This is a genomic window from Gilliamella sp. Fer4-1 (assembly GCF_001690515.1).
GTDB lineage: Bacteria > Pseudomonadota > Gammaproteobacteria > Enterobacterales > Orbaceae > Gilliamella > Gilliamella apicola_C.
The window spans coordinates 13,449-30,038 of sequence record NZ_LZGZ01000198.1 but is presented as its reverse complement, the minus strand read 5'-3'; the positions used below and the strand labels follow the sequence as shown (position 1 = coordinate 30,038).

Annotated in this window: 23 protein-coding genes and 1 pseudogene; 2 read left to right on the top strand and 22 right to left on the bottom strand. The window is 40.9% G+C overall.

The genetic code is table 11. The features are described from left to right. The first annotated feature begins 142 nt into the window (after positions 1-142). Entirely contained in the window at positions 143-676 is a 534-nt protein-coding gene (locus A9G30_RS07035) for a hypothetical protein (RefSeq protein ID WP_065579978.1), read from the top strand. Positions 677-1,106: 430 nt separating this feature from the next. Then, complete coding sequence (locus A9G30_RS07030) at positions 1,107-1,433, top strand: hypothetical protein (RefSeq protein ID WP_065588494.1); 327 nt, start codon at positions 1,107-1,109, stop codon at positions 1,431-1,433. A gap of 75 nt (positions 1,434-1,508) precedes the next feature. Here A9G30_RS07030 and A9G30_RS07025 read toward each other — a convergent pair whose 3' ends face one another. From A9G30_RS07025 to A9G30_RS06930, 22 genes and pseudogenes are all read right to left on the bottom strand, one after another. Beyond that, positions 1,509-1,721, bottom strand: a complete 213-nt coding sequence (locus A9G30_RS07025) for a hypothetical protein (protein WP_065588493.1) — start codon at positions 1,719-1,721, stop codon at positions 1,509-1,511. A gap of 13 nt (positions 1,722-1,734) precedes the next feature. Continuing rightward, a complete protein-coding gene (locus tag A9G30_RS07020) occupies positions 1,735-2,268 on the bottom strand; it encodes a tail fiber assembly protein (RefSeq protein WP_065588492.1) in 534 nt (177 codons plus the stop codon). 1 nt (position 2,269) lies between these two features. Next, on the bottom strand, positions 2,270-3,028 hold the full coding sequence (locus tag A9G30_RS07015; protein WP_218057746.1) for a hypothetical protein: 759 nt from the start codon (positions 3,026-3,028) through the stop codon (positions 2,270-2,272). Positions 3,029-3,064: 36 nt separating this feature from the next. Then, positions 3,065-3,646, bottom strand: a complete 582-nt coding sequence (locus tag A9G30_RS07010) for a YmfQ family protein (protein WP_065588491.1) — start codon at positions 3,644-3,646, stop codon at positions 3,065-3,067. Beyond that, on the bottom strand, positions 3,637-4,704 hold the full coding sequence (locus A9G30_RS07005; protein ID WP_065588490.1) for a baseplate J/gp47 family protein: 1,068 nt from the start codon (positions 4,702-4,704) through the stop codon (positions 3,637-3,639). Before A9G30_RS07005 ends, A9G30_RS07010 begins: the two co-directional genes overlap by 10 nt. Positions 4,705-4,715: 11 nt before the next feature. Further along, positions 4,716-5,132, bottom strand: coding sequence for a phage GP46 family protein (locus A9G30_RS07000; RefSeq protein WP_065588489.1), 417 nt, complete (start codon positions 5,130-5,132; stop codon positions 4,716-4,718). After that, positions 5,133-5,687, bottom strand: coding sequence for a phage baseplate assembly protein V (locus tag A9G30_RS06995; RefSeq protein ID WP_065588488.1), 555 nt, complete (start codon positions 5,685-5,687; stop codon positions 5,133-5,135). Positions 5,688-5,689: 2 nt separating this feature from the next. Next, a complete protein-coding gene (locus A9G30_RS06990; RefSeq protein ID WP_065588487.1) occupies positions 5,690-6,763 on the bottom strand; it encodes a phage baseplate assembly protein in 1,074 nt (357 codons plus the stop codon). Beyond that, the gene (locus A9G30_RS06985; protein WP_065588486.1) at positions 6,756-8,108 is read right to left on the bottom strand and encodes a DNA circularization protein; all 1,353 of its coding nucleotides are present in this window, start codon (positions 8,106-8,108) and stop codon (positions 6,756-6,758) included. Before A9G30_RS06985 ends, A9G30_RS06990 begins: the two co-directional genes overlap by 8 nt. After that, positions 8,108-9,847 (bottom strand): hypothetical protein, encoded by a 1,740-nt coding sequence (locus A9G30_RS06980; RefSeq protein WP_065588485.1) that lies wholly within the window; start codon positions 9,845-9,847, stop codon positions 8,108-8,110. The genes A9G30_RS06985 and A9G30_RS06980 overlap by 1 nt, the downstream gene beginning before the upstream one ends. Next, positions 9,831-9,971, bottom strand: a complete 141-nt coding sequence (locus A9G30_RS12960; RefSeq protein WP_176700869.1) for a hypothetical protein — start codon at positions 9,969-9,971, stop codon at positions 9,831-9,833. The genes A9G30_RS06980 and A9G30_RS12960 overlap by 17 nt, the downstream gene beginning before the upstream one ends. 4 nt (positions 9,972-9,975) lie before the next feature. Beyond that, positions 9,976-10,317 carry a phage tail assembly protein gene (locus A9G30_RS06975; protein WP_065566647.1) on the bottom strand — a complete coding sequence of 114 codons (342 nt, stop codon included), beginning with the start codon at positions 10,315-10,317 and terminating at the stop codon, positions 9,976-9,978. Next, on the bottom strand, positions 10,318-10,665 hold the full coding sequence (locus tag A9G30_RS06970; RefSeq protein ID WP_065588484.1) for a phage tail tube protein: 348 nt from the start codon (positions 10,663-10,665) through the stop codon (positions 10,318-10,320). A gap of 12 nt (positions 10,666-10,677) precedes the next feature. Beyond that, positions 10,678-11,127, bottom strand: a complete 450-nt coding sequence (locus tag A9G30_RS13180; protein WP_218057745.1) for a phage tail sheath C-terminal domain-containing protein — start codon at positions 11,125-11,127, stop codon at positions 10,678-10,680. After that, on the bottom strand, positions 11,106-12,140 hold the full coding sequence (locus A9G30_RS06965) for a phage tail sheath subtilisin-like domain-containing protein (RefSeq protein WP_218057744.1): 1,035 nt from the start codon (positions 12,138-12,140) through the stop codon (positions 11,106-11,108). The genes A9G30_RS13180 and A9G30_RS06965 overlap by 22 nt, the downstream gene beginning before the upstream one ends. Beyond that, positions 12,140-12,319: a DUF2635 domain-containing protein gene (locus tag A9G30_RS06960; RefSeq protein WP_065588483.1), complete on the bottom strand. Its 180-nt coding sequence runs from the start codon at positions 12,317-12,319 to the stop codon at positions 12,140-12,142. Before A9G30_RS06960 ends, A9G30_RS06965 begins: the two co-directional genes overlap by 1 nt. Continuing rightward, a complete protein-coding gene (locus A9G30_RS06955; RefSeq protein WP_065588482.1) occupies positions 12,312-12,863 on the bottom strand; it encodes a phage protein Gp37 in 552 nt (183 codons plus the stop codon). The genes A9G30_RS06960 and A9G30_RS06955 overlap by 8 nt, the downstream gene beginning before the upstream one ends. Then, complete coding sequence (locus tag A9G30_RS06950; RefSeq protein ID WP_065588481.1) at positions 12,863-13,312, bottom strand: gp436 family protein; 450 nt, start codon at positions 13,310-13,312, stop codon at positions 12,863-12,865. The genes A9G30_RS06955 and A9G30_RS06950 overlap by 1 nt, the downstream gene beginning before the upstream one ends. A 2-nt stretch (positions 13,313-13,314) precedes the next feature. Further along, positions 13,315-13,809, bottom strand: a complete 495-nt coding sequence (locus A9G30_RS06945) for an HI1506-related protein (RefSeq protein WP_065588480.1) — start codon at positions 13,807-13,809, stop codon at positions 13,315-13,317. Between the two features lie 15 nt (positions 13,810-13,824). Next, positions 13,825-14,737, bottom strand: a pseudogene (locus tag A9G30_RS13620) (Mu-like prophage major head subunit gpT family protein). Next, a complete protein-coding gene (locus A9G30_RS06935) occupies positions 14,737-15,939 on the bottom strand; it encodes a phage protease (RefSeq protein ID WP_065588479.1) in 1,203 nt (400 codons plus the stop codon). Before A9G30_RS06935 ends, A9G30_RS13620 begins: the two are co-directional and overlap by 1 nt. Positions 15,940-16,111: 172 nt before the next feature. Beyond that, complete coding sequence (locus A9G30_RS06930; protein WP_065588478.1) at positions 16,112-16,585, bottom strand: phage virion morphogenesis protein; 474 nt, start codon at positions 16,583-16,585, stop codon at positions 16,112-16,114. Positions 16,586-16,590 lie beyond the last annotated feature (5 nt).

Below are 16,590 nucleotides of genomic sequence, written 5' to 3'. Positions count from 1 at the left end.
ACAAGAGGTTGTGATAGATGTTAGAGGGCAGCATTTGACACCTGCGTTAGAATTTAAAATAGCACAAGGAATCGTTCGAAAATCTAACGGGATCATTAAGCGAGAACAAATTACGTTTAAAAAAATAAGGAGTAAATGAATAATGTCAGAAGATACCGGTTTTTTTGGAGGGAGCTCTGTATTTCCTCTAGGTACAGACAGTGATATGAAATTATTTTTTGATTGTATTTCATATTATCTGCTGCCGAAATATCCTAAAGAAGATTGGTCTATTTTAACAGACCGTTTATATCGTCGATATTTAAAATTAGAAGAGCTAGATACGGCTGAATCTTTAATGAAATTGGTCGAGGAAGAGTTTAAACAGTTAGATAGAGATGCCATTGATTGGGGGCCTATTTTATCAGGTAAAGCCAAAAGTGATTTAGACAGAACAAAATCAACTTTATATGATATTTTTGAGCGTTACTTTTATGCATTTCATCAGTGTGTTGAATCCGCCAAGATGAATCATGAATGGTTTAAATCAGAACCCGATTATAAGTATCGACCAGTAATGGTGGCCATAACTATATTACCTTACTCAATAAGTTATGAACAAATACCACTATCTGTTTTTGATAACTTAGGCGCGGATGAAAAGCCGATTTGGTGGACAGGAAAAATTCCTAAATAGCGAATATTTTTTGATTTATTGGTTTTCAGCTTTGGCAAGATATCGCTGAGCTGAAACCAACATCTCATAAAAAGGCAAGAAACAATCTAAAACAAGCTCAACAATAACCCAAAATCAAATCCAACCAAACAAAAAAACAAAACATCAGCGTATTATTGCAACTGGCAGCTGGACTTGCTGCTATCAGTATGGGGAATGCGGGTGATGTTGGGGGACTTCAATAGCTACGCGGAAAAATGCGGTATATGAATCAGAGGTGAAGTTTAATAAGGATAAACCAGTAATAGCAGATCCAACTAAAGCAAAAAAACAATATGGAATTAGACCTCATCAATTTGATGAATTGAAAAAACTCTATTATTTAAGGAAGCGGTAAAAATGGTAATAAATAGTGAATATATGAGACAATTGTTATTAGAAAGGGAGCGATTTGATAATCCCCCCTGATTATACAGTAAAGACAACTGGTGTAGGAATAGCAAGATTTGTTATTCATTGCAATAATGATGTAGATGAAGTACTGAACTTAGCTAAAAGAGTATTAGTAATAGTAAACTATAATTCAGAACCTGTTTGGCCATCTTTCGAAGAATGGTTAAAAATATTACCAGATAAGTTTATTGATAATTGTGCAAAAGAATTAACGAAAGAAGAATTAAAAGAACAAAAAATACAATGGGATAATCTAACTTATGAGCAGAGGTTAGAAGAAGCTAAGAAAGATCAAGCATGGACTTTATCTGATTGGCTTGTGTAGCGCACCAGTTAAAACAAAAAACGGATTCGCTCAACATAAAAACCTGGTTTATTACTGAGTTGAGCGAATTTTATATTAAATTGAATCGTTTTTGTGAATGTAATTAGCGTGCATTACACAACTAAATGCCGGCTCCTTAACCTCATCAATAATTGAATCATCAAAATTATCTGATACATCAATAGCGATTTTCAGCGCTTCATTTTCATCGCTCGCCCAGATAACAATGCTATCATATCCTTCGGTAACTGTTTTTTGTGAAATCACCTTATATAACTTTAACTTCATTTTATCTCCTTTATTACGGTTTTTGGGGAAATACAGCGTTGATATCCGACGTATCAACTCGCGTTAACAAGATTCGATATTTTTTCCACGATTTCAACTGAGCTTCTTCATCAGACTCTTGCATATCCAAATCAATAATATCTTGAAGCACTGCTATTTTTTCGTTAGCTTCGTTGATTAATGCTATTTTTAAGGCTTGATTACTTTTGATGAGATGCTCATCTTTTGCGTCCTTATCTAATACCCATTTTTTAGCTTCGATATCCCACTTGCAAAATTCGAATGGTTTAAGCAGAGTATAATCATCTTTAATGTCACCGAGATAATCAACAACACTTGATTCTTTCGTTTTTGTGTTATATACCGTTTTTCCTCGATTATCTTCAACTAAAACCCATACGCCATTTTTCTCGCACGGCCAACACCTATCTTTGAATTCGGGAGCTATTCGTAACGCATTATCCGGCGGTAATGTGTCATCATTCGCGTATAATTCATGCGTAAACGGCCTTAGTTCATTTGTGTTATCAAAATAATAATTAATCATATTACACTCCTAGATAGATTGCTGGTGTCATGCCAATATTGATCGGTCTATTTTCTTTTGCGGTCGGCACCACCCGCGCGGCATCAAAAACTACGTTACTTAATCGTTCGGGGGTTGCGTAATCTGGATACGTAGCTTTACTTTGTACATCACTAAAATGATTGCGATAACCGCCCGCTTTAAAAACACCGATCGCTGACGCAACATTAACCCATACATCTTCAATACGCGCTGTTGTCATGCTAAATTCTCCATACATATCTCTTATAGCATCTGTTTCCATGCTACCAACCCGCCGAGCAACTCCGTCAACTGCGCGCTCAAAATAACCGCGTCCGTCAGACGCAAATGCGGTTGGCACGTTAATATATTGTTTGCCGTCTATCGTTTTAATTGTTATCCAGTGATCAGTTTTATAATTTTCCGACAAGCTATTTAAAGCCTGCCCTTGCGGTGAATCTAGTAAGAAATTATCACCATTTCTAAAATACCAGCCAAAAGGGAGCTCATCGCGACGAAATGGCATTAAGCGTTGGTCACCGATCGCGTCGCGGTTTTTTGTAATTATACTTTTAATTGCTGTTGTTAACTGCATCAAATCAGACTTAGACGGCTCAACATCTCCAGCTTTTAATACATTCAACAACTCAGCCTGCACAATGTTAAACCAGTCTGCACCAGGGTGGCTGGGCGGAGTTTGCGCGTCACCCTCAGTGAACCACTTCGATTGGCGTGATAAAGTTTGCTTTAGTGGCGGCATTACATCGATGCCGCTATTGTTATCTAAGTGAAACATTTAAGCCTCTTCATAAATTAAATTGATGTGAGCGGGTTTGTAGCGCTCTAGCAAACACTGCAAATCACCATAATCATTAACTTTTAGATCTGTTTTTACATTATCTAACACGGTCATATAATGCGATGCGTAATTAAAAACTTTAACGTATGCAATCCACCAGTTGTGCCATGGGTGCAGCGGGTAGTTAATGTCGCGCATACAGTGATGCGGGTATCTATCTATAACCTCGATTGTGTAACCACGATCTGCAGCAATTTTTTCTAAAAATTTTGAGCACAGCGATGGCGTCATTTTTATTTTTGCCGATAGCGCTTGGTGGCGTATTTCAATAGTTGCGGTTTCGTCAGTTGTGCAGTCCGGTAGACCTGCAAACGCTTCCCATTCTTTTAGTAGTAACATGGAATCACTTGGAATAACTTCCTTTAGTAGCAACTCTGCAGTTGATTCAACGCGTGAAAATTCATAACCAAATCCGAGCTGTAGCCTTGCATTTTCGCCATCTAATTCTTTATTCCATGCATAACCAGACGGCAGCAATTGCAAGCCCGCATTTTGATAGTCTTCTGGTGTCATAGCCATGTCACATTACCCAGTACAATCAATTCGTCGCTTGATGCTTCGATATCAGTCGTTAGATTAATTTGATGGTCGATAACATCTTTAGCATTTGATACTGCAGCGCGAATATGTGAAAGATATATTTTTTCGCCTAATTGCGACTTATACAGCAATTCAACCAGTGCGTTATAAACTGCTGTACGCGCTTCAGGTGTGTCGGGAAACAATCGAATTTTTGGGTTAATAGCCTTTGTTTTTGGTGCTTTTACAATTAACTCTGCAGCTGGCGGCTTACCTTCAAATTGATTAGTAACTGGATTGATATGCCCGTTGATATACTCACGCACTCGGTTTAAGTCATTGCTCGTCGGCAAGATATTTGCTTGTTCATCAAGCACAAACACCACGGTTACATAATTACAGTAGAGCGGGGCGGGGATGCACCAAGCGCGCGTAACACCAGCGCATTCGCGTGCCCACCTGATATAATCCCATTTATTGCCGCCTGAAGGTGGGTATTGAACCCGAAACAATAAACGTGCACGCAAGGAGCTAATGCTTTCAATATCAGCACCGCCCGTCATCCCTGCAGTACTTAATGTAGCTTTGCTTTCAACGTTGGCAACGGGTGAAATTAATTCAAATTCGATGCCACCATTAACATTACTTGCTGCACCCTCATCAATAGCAACAACGTCGACCGCCGTAGTTCCTGAGTTCAATAACTTAGATTGACTGCATTCAATAACTAGCCCAGAACTTGTTTGCCACTGAGTGCCCGCGGTGATAGCTGTGATAGCTGTATCACCTCGAACCGTTAACATTAATTGACCGCTAGCCTTATTTGGCATCTTTCGCTGAATACCCCAGAATTGGCAAAATAACAACAAAATTTCTTCATCGGCGAGGTGAGGAACAACTTGCCTTGATATCCACCCTAGGAACTCATACAGCCCATTAGTTTGTCCCGCATGAGCCATTGCAATTGCATCAATTAATAATGAGCGAACACCAACAGCGTTAAAGTCACCTTTTGCTCGCTTAATTAGTTCGGTTAGTTTTGGCGGTGTGTATGACATTTAAACCCCATTTAAATATTATTTAAAACTGCAGTGAACGAATAATCAGGAACATCTTCACTGTCAAATAAAACAGGACGAACAGTTAACATTAAAACGCCATTTGACGGGCTTGCTGCTACAACTGTTACAGATTTAATTAAACGCTCTTTAATCATCCATTGCAGTGACTCTTCAGCATATTCTTGCGCACGTTTTAACACTGATGACAATTGTTTTTCACGACTGAGCAGCCATAATCGTGAGCCAATTTTTTTATCACCAAATGAATCGCCCCACCAGCCACGCTTGTCTGTGCTACCATCCGGTAAAGTGTCATCATCATGCGCACGCGCATCAGTAAACAATGATGCGATAATATTGGTTAACACATCGTTACCGTTTATGTAATCAATATCTGCAGTGTGTTTGTTCCATGTTAATTGCATTTATCCTGCCTGCGGTTTTGATGTTGTTGAGCCGCATTTTTCGCAATAGTGGACATGATTTAAAAAACTAATATCACCACTGATATGATCTGCAGCCGTGCTTGTTCCTGATGCCTTACTGTCACCGCCAATAATATCAACGTTGCCCGTAAATTGGGTTTGTGGTGTTTCAAACAAAATTTTTTCATCAGCTTTTGCGTGAATGTTTTTACAAACTAGATTTACAAGTTGCTCTTCAGTTAATAATAAATAGTGACCATCTAAGTGATAGAGTGCGCTATCACCGCTTTTCAGGTCTTTTAATCGAGATGATTTACTATCAACAACCACCGCTACAAGATGCTGTCTTTTACCGCCGACCGATAAAACAATGGCTTCAGAGCCTGCAGGTGGCACAGATGTGTGCCCGTAATTTTGAAATCGTTCGACATCATCAGCCGTTTCACCGTCGAGCAAATTGATTTGCATATTTTGTTGTTTGAGTGAGTCGGTAACAATATTGACAACTGCGCGTGATACTAATAACTGTATTTTTCGTTGAAGCTGCTTAAACATTATTATCTCCAAATCGTACTGTTACCGCCTCTTTTCTCTGGCTCAGCTGGTGCAAGAAACCCATCGCGCGGCATTAGCAGTAATGTTGTTGTTATACCATCGTCGTTACCGATGCCAAATTCCGCCTCGACAATCAGCAACTCTTCAGCAAATAAATCATAAATTTCAGCAGTTAAAAAGACCTGATGATTTGGTAACCACAAATTGATATCATCATAAAGCCAACCCTGTACCGTTACGCTAACAGGCTGGCTATGTGCTGCAGCTCTTCGGCGCTCCCAGTCACCACGTACAGCTGCATTTTTTTTGTTGATATTGTCATCTGACATGATGATAGTAGGGCGATAGCGTGTAATCGACTCATCAGCTACATTTGCGTAAACTGCAGTTGATTGCACTGCAGTTTGAGTCTCACCCCAGATCGCACCGCCCGCAGAATCACCCAGAACACGGTACAGACTAAATCTATCCCGCCACGAGCGGGTAATATTTAGATTTTTGATGTTATCGCCGAGCGTTAGTATTGCTATATTTTTTTCGCCTGCACCTGTAAACACTAAATTGCCGTAAACGTCACTTGTCATGAGTATGCCACGTTGACGTGCAGCTCTCGCTAATATTTCAAAAACGGTCTCGCTCGGCTCTATTTGCATCCACCTAAAAGGCTCGCTTGCTTTACTATCGTTCACGTCCCAGATAACACCAATACCGAACGGCTTACATAAATCTTCAGCAATTTTTTGAAGTGACGCATTACGCCAGCGTCCTGACGCGTGAATTGCTGCACAATCGATTAAATCAGCCGTTTTATCACGACCAACAACTGTGATTGTGTGCTCTGTATCACTAATATCAATGACAACATCATCAATATAGCCCGTAATAACTCGATTGCTATTAATTTCAACATAACACTCAGCACCCGCTTTTATATCGCCGTCATTAACATCAGTTTTTGACGTAAGTTGCAAATTAAAAGAGCCGCTCATGTCTTCTATGCTGCGAGTTATACGCACATCAGTCCAACCGCTGTATATCAATTGCCCAACATAGAGCTCAACAATTGGTCTATCCATTATTGATTACCTCGTAATTTTTGCCGCCTATTGAAAAAGTTGGATGTTTTAAATTATTTCTACGTGTAAATTGTCCAACTGGTACAGCGTTACCTGTTTCGCGGTAGAGCATGACAAGCGCCGGCTCTGTTTGTGATGCGGTGATAATTTTTCCGGCCGGCAATTTAGTTGATAGCTTTTCTAATTGAGTAACAAATGCATGCTTAACATCTTTTAATGCTCGTGCTGTTTGATACCAGTACATATCACTACTAGCAATAATGAGCGCTTGCAGCTTATCGCCGTGATTTTTGATTGCTTGCTTGCAATCGTCATAAGTCACAATCGCTTCAGATTGATTTTTTTTAACTGCTGCTGTTGCGTCTTGAATCACTGCTTTTGCGACTTCTGTGGCGATAATTACATCAACAAGCATTTGTAATGACTTTGTTACGTCATTTTTTGGTTTTGTCTCAGTTGCATTTTTAATATTCAATTCAACAGATTCGAATATTTGCGCTACTCCTATATTTAAATCACTTAACAGCGGAGCAGGCGAGGTTGCTGTTTTTTGTTCTCTGCTTAGCTTTTGCGCAACTGCTGGCGCATTAGCTGGGTTTGTTGATTTATTGTTTTTCTTTTGCTTGCTATCGTTGCGTAAATCACTTATGCCGCATAGCAAATCACGCAATTCTTTAGCTGTCTTTTTTGGTGATTTAAATAAACTTTTTAGACTTGCTTTATATGAAGCTGCTTTACCCGATAGTGATGACAACTCTGACCCACCAGCAATGCCACGGATCGCACTGGTAATGCCGTTTGCTATTGCTTCGCCAAATTCCATACAATCCTCAACGAATGATATTGCATCACTAACAGTATCGAAAATAGATACAAAATCATTAACAATATCAGCACCCAGAATGTCGGACAGAACCCCCATAATTGATAAGCCATCTTCATCAACGATAGGGGATTCTTCATCTGTGTCGGGCGTGAATGTTATTGTAAAATAGACAACGCGCTGCTCGCTGGCGACAGTTCGGGAGCTCCACGTCTCGATGTAAACTTGTTGAGTTTTATAATCAGGATGTTGTAACTCCCCCGACTCTGGATTATCTAACGCGTCGATTAATGCATCAGCTTGCTCTTTGCAGTTATTACCGATAACAACAGCATCGATTGTTATTGATGCCGTGCTGCGCCCCATGTTTTCAATTTTACCGATATCGCGCAATGGGTATTCATGCTTAATTAATCGATTGCCGCCGCTGCGCTCTGCGTTATCGATAATATAAAATGACACGCCACGGAAAGAGCCTTTTCCTGCGGTTTTTGCGCCAAAGTTTTTTAAAAAATCCAGCATCAATACATACCTCCGCCGCGCCCATATGTTCTGCCGGTATTAACAACAATATCAGTGTCTGCTGCGCTAATTGATTTTGTTTTAACTGTCAAACCGTCGGCTGATTCGATTTTCAAAACAATTTCTGACTTTTCTGTTTTTGTTATAGTTGGCTCTAATTTTGTGCTATGTAACTGATGGTTCGTTTGCTCAGTTAACGGTATCAATCCATTCAACGGCATTAATCCATTCAACTTCATTAGCGCGTCATTTAGTGTTTCCCCGCGGCTCTGCTCGTTACTATCAAATGAATAAGTAGCACGCTCTAAAATGGATGCTTGGGGTGATTGAAGAGACGAAACATCACTACCAAATGGCTCGTACCTGAATGTTTGAGACTGGATATCTTCCTTTTTTTTGTCATAAACAGATAATGAATTGTGATTTTGTGGGATCCCGCTGCCGCTGTTGAATTGGATGGGCTGCTCGTTAACTATAAAATTCTCTTTTTTCTGAATCAGCTTGTCACTAGAAACATCACCACGCAACATGCTTTTAACATCTTTATAACGATCGAAGATAGAGTACAACGGAAATATTGTGCCTTGCACTTTATCTGCGAACTCAATTATACTGTTAGACTGCGACGATGTTAATGAATTGATTGCGTCAGCTGCATCGTTTAACGGTTCAGATAGCTTTTGTTGCACCCATCTTTCACCCGTGTTTGTCAGTGATGTTAGCGCGCTGTTGAACGTACCTGCATTTTTTGATGTTTTTTCTTCAAGCAACCCGTCCTCAATTTTTACACCGCCAAGGAGTTTTTGCTGTTGCTCTGAATCAGCAAATGCTTTTGTTATTTTTATTAAATTCTCAGGAAAAATGGTTTTTAAATTATGATCCTTAAATTTTGCATGATTACCTATTTCTAACAGAAGTTGCGCAGGGTCTTTAAATTGAGTCTTATCTTTGTCGCTATAGACATTAATACCATTATCCCACAAAACTCTTTGAACCTGCTTATCCTTAATTGATTTGCCGAACGATTGCATTGCAGCAGCTGCATCAGCACTATTACCAAGATGTGAGTCGCTTAAACGCTGAATTGCCAGCATTTGCATCAACTGCTCTGGTGATTGCCACTGGGTATCTTTTGTTAACTCAATCATGCCAGATAACTGCTCTTTGATATCGCCCGTGCCGATCTTTGATGCTGATGCAACACCGTTAAATAATTTATTAATATTTTCGGATGTAAACCCCTTATTCATTAATTGTGCAACATGCGCACCGGCTTCATCTGCATTTAGCCCAAGACCTTTTATAGCTTTAGCAATATTATCAACATTACTGATACTGCCCGATACATCGTTAGTACGTTCTAGCATCTTGTCTAATGCTGTAATTACATCGCTGTACGGCATTTTGTATGCTGCACCAGTTGCGTACACAGTATTTAAAAAGTCGTCAGATTGCTCTGCAGTAAGATTATAACGTGTACCAAGCTCAGTAAGTCGTTGCTGCCAATCTCCAACATTTTTAACAGCCATCACGAGCCCCCCGCCCGCGGCAAACCCAGCAAACTTATTACAAAATCCATTTAACGCTTTATTTGACATAGACATTGCAGATGACATCAAACGCATTGAGCGAGAACCGCTCTTTCCCATTTTATCTATTGCCGAGCCAAACGACTTTGCTTTTTGAGCAACATTACCGGTGAGGTTTACAACAAAATTTGCTTTATTCTCTACTGTCACTTTTAAATGTCCAAGTTAAGTATCTATAAAAACGGTCGAGCGGCAACTTTAAAATCCACTCAGGGCTTGCGTTAATTCGAGCGCTAAGCGATAGCGCTGCTCGTTCGAGCTTACGAACGAGCATGAGCTTATCGCCCCTCTTTGCTATTTTCAGCCACCTCATCGATTATCGGATTGTTTAGCTCGTTATACTTTTTTCTAAGCAGATCATAATCAACAATTGATAATGATTTAAGTTGACCCATCGATAGTGGGCCATCTAAATCACCAATTTTTGCAACACTGCGACGATATAACTCGGCTGACATAACAGCAGAGCTTGCAATTAACTGATGCCCTTGCGCTGTCAACTTAACTTGCTCTGCAGCGACTTCGCTATCAAGTAAGTCGCCCGTTGTTATTTTGCGCAGAGTTAACTCTGTAATACGCTCATCACCAACGAGCAAACCATCTTTTAATTTAATTTGCATTTAAATCTCCTTTGCTTCGCATGATGTAAAGCCGCATGTAATATTACCCTCGCCGTTGACACTGGCGTTGCCGTTTGCCCAAGCATTCGGCATCAGCCATTGTTTACCGGCATCAGGGATAAATGTGATAGTCACATCCGTCATATTATTTAGATCAGCGATTGACGTGTTAGCACTATTCGGAATAGTCATGTTAATCGTCGCCTCGATAGGGGTTTGATTAAACCCGTAAACCCGCGCACCTTTAACCGGCTGGCGCGTAAACCCGCCGGTTGTAAATGTTGCACCAGTTAATGATTCGATTTCTCGACCATTAACTCTAATAATGGCTGTACCTTGATATTGCATAATTAACCCTCGTTATAGTAAAAATTGGATTGAATGTGCGTAAATGCGGAACTGATTAACTAAATCGTCATTACTGAGCACGTTAATGCGATTTCTATCATTTGCATCACGCTCGACAATTAACGATTCTTTATACGCATCAAAATTCTCAAGCAAGCCCATTGCTTCAAGCTCTGTAAATAACGCAATCAATTCTGCCCGAATAGTTGCCGGTGTTACAATCGGTTGACCGACACCAAAACGCGTACCATCATCAGCAAGCTTATGCCGCGGAAATTTTTGCGTAATACGTGCGCGTATTGCGTAACGTATATATGACAACGTTTTAATTGTTTCGACATCTAAATAACTGACATCTTCAACGTTATACTTATTTACACGATACATTGTGATAACACGGTCTAGCTGAACTTTGCCATTTGCATTGACGTTATAAGCACTTAATCCATCAAATAAGTGCAAATTGCGCTCATTCCACTGCCATCTATCAGCAATTGCTGGTGGCTTAATACCCACTCTAATGTTTGTACAGGGCGAGCGGGGTCGATATTTAGCGCATAAGTACAAACCGTAGCATTGACAGATGCCCAAATATACGGCGGTTCTGGTGATATGTTTGTTGGTATGCATGTAAATAAATAATCGTTGCGTGCTAACGCAAATGTACTTGCTTGCGCGTGCGTGCCTCTATACGCAATCCAGCACAGCCCGTCAATTTGACGAATACCTCCCCACCTTGATTGCAATTCCTCACTCAATAAGTTCAAGTTAGCGGTATCTGTGAACGGGTTAATAATGTCTGTCCACCACGTGTCACCCAAAGCTGCAATAGCTTGTGACACATCTGGATTACCCACACCGCCAGCCATTTTTGAAATATCAATAGCAATACCGGTTGGAAGAGTTTCACCCGCATAATAATTAATGCGAACATCAATATCATTACCCGTTATACCGCCCCAGCGACATGTTAGCGCCACATCCGCACCTGACGAACTTGCGGTAACTGGTAGTAATGTATTGGCATTAATTGCTGCAGTAATTTTATTTGCAATTGTTGTTGCTGTTTCATTTTGACGAACAGAAACAGGAATTGATATACCCGCAATCATTAATGCGATTTGTCCTGCGGTGCTACATGTACCAGTAACTGTAATTTTACCCGTTGCGTGTACGGAGTCATCAGTATCATCTAGTGCTAGCGCATATAAATCGGCATATGGATTTGCATTTAAAAATGCCTTTAACATTTCAGCTAGCATCGAGCCTCGACCGAATGCCGCCTCGGCTTGCTCTTTACGAGTAATGCGCGTCGGCTCTCCAGCATTAACCTTGCCATTCGGTAGGCGCAATCCCAAAACCAGAGTTTTATTATTTTTAACCGGTGTGCCCGTAATCGCTTGCGAGTTATCAAACTCAACATAAGTAAGTGGTACGCGCACCGTATTTGGTATTGTGTTAAATGAAACAGCCATTATTCAGCTCCTTTACTTTTCTTCTTTGCTTGCTCAACGACTTCGATGTCGCCATCGTTCAATCTGCGAAGCCAATAGCTATTTTTAGGTTTTAACTCGCCGCTTTCTGCTAACGGCTCTAATGTCTCGGGGTCACGAACTGTGACGCCGCTAACGGGTTTAATAAAAAATTCAGTCATTATTATTGTCCTGTGGCAATGTATTTAATGATTCCCAGCTAGGGGTTACTGATATAAATTTATGATAGTAAGTAATAAAATCATCGATTGTGTGCTGCTCATTATTAGCCGGCAGTGGCATATCAACAATGAAATAGAGACCATAAACGAATAGCCCACGTTTTGCAGATAAATCGCTAAATAGATTTGCAGATTGACTAAATTGCATTGCACGAGCTGCACAATTGAATCGCCGATTGTTTAGTAGCTTTATTAGATAGTCATGTATTAGAAATGCTTTTTCTGGCTCAATTCTGACACCATTAAGCACGTTGACAGAAACAAACAACGCCCATGTCTGCTTAACACAATAACGTAAATCACTGGGCGAATTACCAATAAATGCTACATAAACAGCCGGCGCTACTTTCAAAAGCGTACGCATTGTCTCGTCAGTCCATGCTCCACCCAATGCTTCTACTGTCTTAATTTCACCCGCAAAATGACTTTTAATACAATCAATCAGCTCTTTTTCAAGTGCCGCCGTCGGTGATAGCTTATTCATTAAATAAATCCCTTTGAACGATTACGAGCCCACACCGAGCCAGCGCTAGTGACCACAGCAACATCACCCACTTCGGCAAGCTTCGAGTTATCAACAGACAATCCCAAGCTGATTTGCCCCGCAGCCACTTTTTCTAAAAAGCGAATGATGTCATCTTTATCTTTTTCGGTTTTTTCAGTCGCAACACTGTCAGACAAATTGTAATACGCAAGCACACAAGCAGCGCGAACAAGCACAGCTGGCACCTTGTCAACGGGTAACTTAATACGTCCGCTGATATAGCCGTCAATCGCTGCAGATGCGTCAAGAATTGCATTATTAATGATTTGCTCACGAGCTTGTAATTGTTCGCCAGTTTCGTCATCAATATCAATTTTATTATCAGCCAACTGATTAATAGCTGTTTTGCTGTACCTTTTGTACATATCCTGCGCTGTTGCGTACATCATTCTTACTCTCCCGATTTTGCAGCTTCAATCGCCTTGATTACTTCTTCTTTTTCTAGCTCAGCATTACCCGTTACTTCGCGCCATTTAGTAATTCTAGGCGTACTGTCCTTATTAAAGAAAACAGACGTATCAGATTCAGCTAAGGCAACCACAACTGCTTGAGATAACTCAAGATGTGATTGAGGATCTTCCGGAGTTTTAGCGCCACTTTCGCCAGTTGCTCCGCCAGTTTTGTCATCGCCTTTTTCTTTTTTACCGGTTTCATCTGCACCCAAACCCGAATTACTAGCAGAGCTACCAGCACCGCAATTATCACCAGAATCTTCATTTAATTTTTCCACCTCGATGATTGTCACAACCAACTCAGGATCAGCTTGCAGCATTTTGACTTGCTCGTCAGTTAGTTCTGAAAATTCATTTTTGCCTCTTTTAAGCGCTATCGCAGCTCGGCGATAACCGTCGTGTCGATTATTGATAACTTCAATTTTTGGTTTCATTTTCACATACCTTAATTAACCAAGATAATCAGCGACAACAAGCTCAAGACGATCTTGCAACTCGTTATCAACAGTTGCTCCTTGCTCCACTGTCAAACCTCGCTTAAGCGCTTTTGTTGCTGCTTGTTCTAGCGAAGTTGGCACAACCAGATGCGTCGGTTTAATACCTAATTTCTTATCACCATCACCACGAATTGCTCGCATATTTTCAATTGCTCGCCAGATGTTGTCGCCGTTTAATGGTGCTTTAACCGCGTACGCCAGCTGCCAGAATGAATACCCAGCCACGCAACGAGAATCAACACCGAAACGCAGCTCTTTACGCATAAATAGCGCTTCGTCTTTGTCATCACTCATGATGATAAGATTTGGTTGCTGACGCTCTTGAAAAATAAGCGGCTTAATCACACGGGAACAATCGAGAACGTACTGTATAATTCGGATCTTCTAGCACATTACTCACGCTAACCACGCTGCCAGAACCATCAACTTCTTTGTAAACAGGGTGGTCTTTATCAAAAAAGTTTTGACCGTCATAACAATGTGTAGTAAATCCTTTTGTCAATGCTGCAAAAACAAGCTCGTCGGGTAGATTTGCAGCTGAGTTCCCCATCTCTTCAAACATCATGCTATATACGCCGACCTCATCATCTGCGATAGCGTTCTTTGGAACAACAACAGTGCCTTCATAGTCATCATTTGTTAACTGATAACCGTGCTCTTTCATGCTTTTCAGCACACGCTCACCAATCCACTTCCGCATCGCAGGAAAATCACCGAGCCACCCGTAAGTAGTTGAGCGTGACGTACTAGGCGCAACAGTCGCAACTTTTGAATATTGATGTTCAGCACCAGACAAGCCTTTTTGAAAATCGCCTTTCCATGCTGTAAATAAATTTTGTACCAGCTCATTAGTTACAATAGCCATTATTTTACTGCTCCTTTTTTACGTTTTTGAAATTCAGCTTCAGTGATACCCAACAACCGCGCCGCTTCTTTTTCACTAGCAGACAAGACTGCAGTGCCCACTTGCTTGACAGGCTTATTAATCGCTTTAGTTTGTTTTGCTGACAGCGCAGTAATTGGCGGAATGGCATTAATTGCAGCAGACAGTGCAGCAACGCCGTGCTTGCGACCAACAGCAGTTAGATAGCTGATATTCGCATTAGTAACCTGTCCACGCTGCCGCCCGCGTCGCAATAACTCGCTAATACTTGAATCACCAGCACTTGCGCTTAGCGCAGCATAGCGTGCGGAAAGTCTCTGATATGCTGAAACCGGTACGGCTTTTCTTAAATCAATACCACTTAGCGCCGCCTCTTCGACAATGACTTCAGCTTCCTCGATTTCGCTAAGTGAGCTATCAACAACATCAACAATCTCGGTGATAGCAGATTCAGTTGTTGTTGCACTTTCTAGCGCATTGCTTACATCAACAGCAGCTTTTGATGCTTCTATTAGCGCATTCAACTTTTCAGCAGCTTTGTTTGCAAACTCTGTTATGTTTTCATCATTTAATTCAGTTGAATCATCAGAGCCCAAAACACCGAGCTGCACCAGAATGCGTCTTAATGCTTCATTCATTTTTATTTCCCTTTGTTCGTTTTCGTTAAAAAATTCAGCCGCAAGCGCAACTAACGATTTAATTTCAAGCAACGCTGGGTCGTTAGTTATTGCAGCCATCCGCAAATAAAGTGGATGCCCTTTTTCGTCGTACGGAAAAACAGCAGATAACTCACTGAATTGCTCGTCAGCAATCTCAGATTCAGCAATAGCAGTCCAGCGCGGCTTGATATATATTCCATCTGGCATCCATTTTATATCCCGCGACGGGTTAACAATCCGTCCAGCAGCGGGCGCTTTTTGCCCATTTTCATTTTTGTAGAGCGTCTGATGGTCGTAATCAATCAGAATTGGCTTGCCTTTGCTTTCATCGATTGTGCGTTGAATGAATGCAGTAGCTATATTTTCATCTAAAAACCAGTGACCACTTTTAACATCAAAGGGGCGGCCATCACGGGCTTTAAATTCGCCAGCGGGCAGCAATTGATACCAGCCGTCACCCGCAGAATTTAACGCTGCCGATAAAATGGCAATCTTGTTTTTGTTGAGTGTGTTTTTCGTTTTCATGCTGCTAGAATAGCGAGCATGAAAAAATATTGGGTTTGTGGCGTTTCAAACATTTTTAAGGAAGAAAACAAATAAGAACCAAGAAGAGAAGAGGGAGGTAGGGACTAAACCCCATTTAAAACACGTTTAAAAACGTCTAGAATCATTTAAATATTTTTGTATGCAATATTTATCATCTTTGGCTGCTAATCGCGTTAGAGAGCGTTACATTAATTATATCGATAATATCCCTAATGCCGTATTGAGATAATCCCATATACGGCCTAGCAGGAATAGCCGCTGGCGCTGCTGGCATATCTGACGTTCCGCCCAATTGATGAATAGCTGCGTAAACCTTGTTTGAACCAATAACCGCACTGACAGCATCAAAATCAGTAGTTAATGACATTGCCAAACCGCCCATTGTTCTATTTAGCATTTTACCGGTCAGTCCTTTGACTGTTAACTTGGCAGCATAATTCGGCGTAAGTTGTTGCCACTGTCTGCCGGTTGTAGGGTCGGCTTCCTTTTGAAAAGCATCATCAGCCTCACTTGCTAGCACGGCAGCAATGCCGCGAGTAATGGGCGTCATGTCTGCGCCAAGACCTTGCAAGCGTTTTATACTGGCTTGGATTGCTTCATCACTGAACTTATAATCTATTTGCATAATAT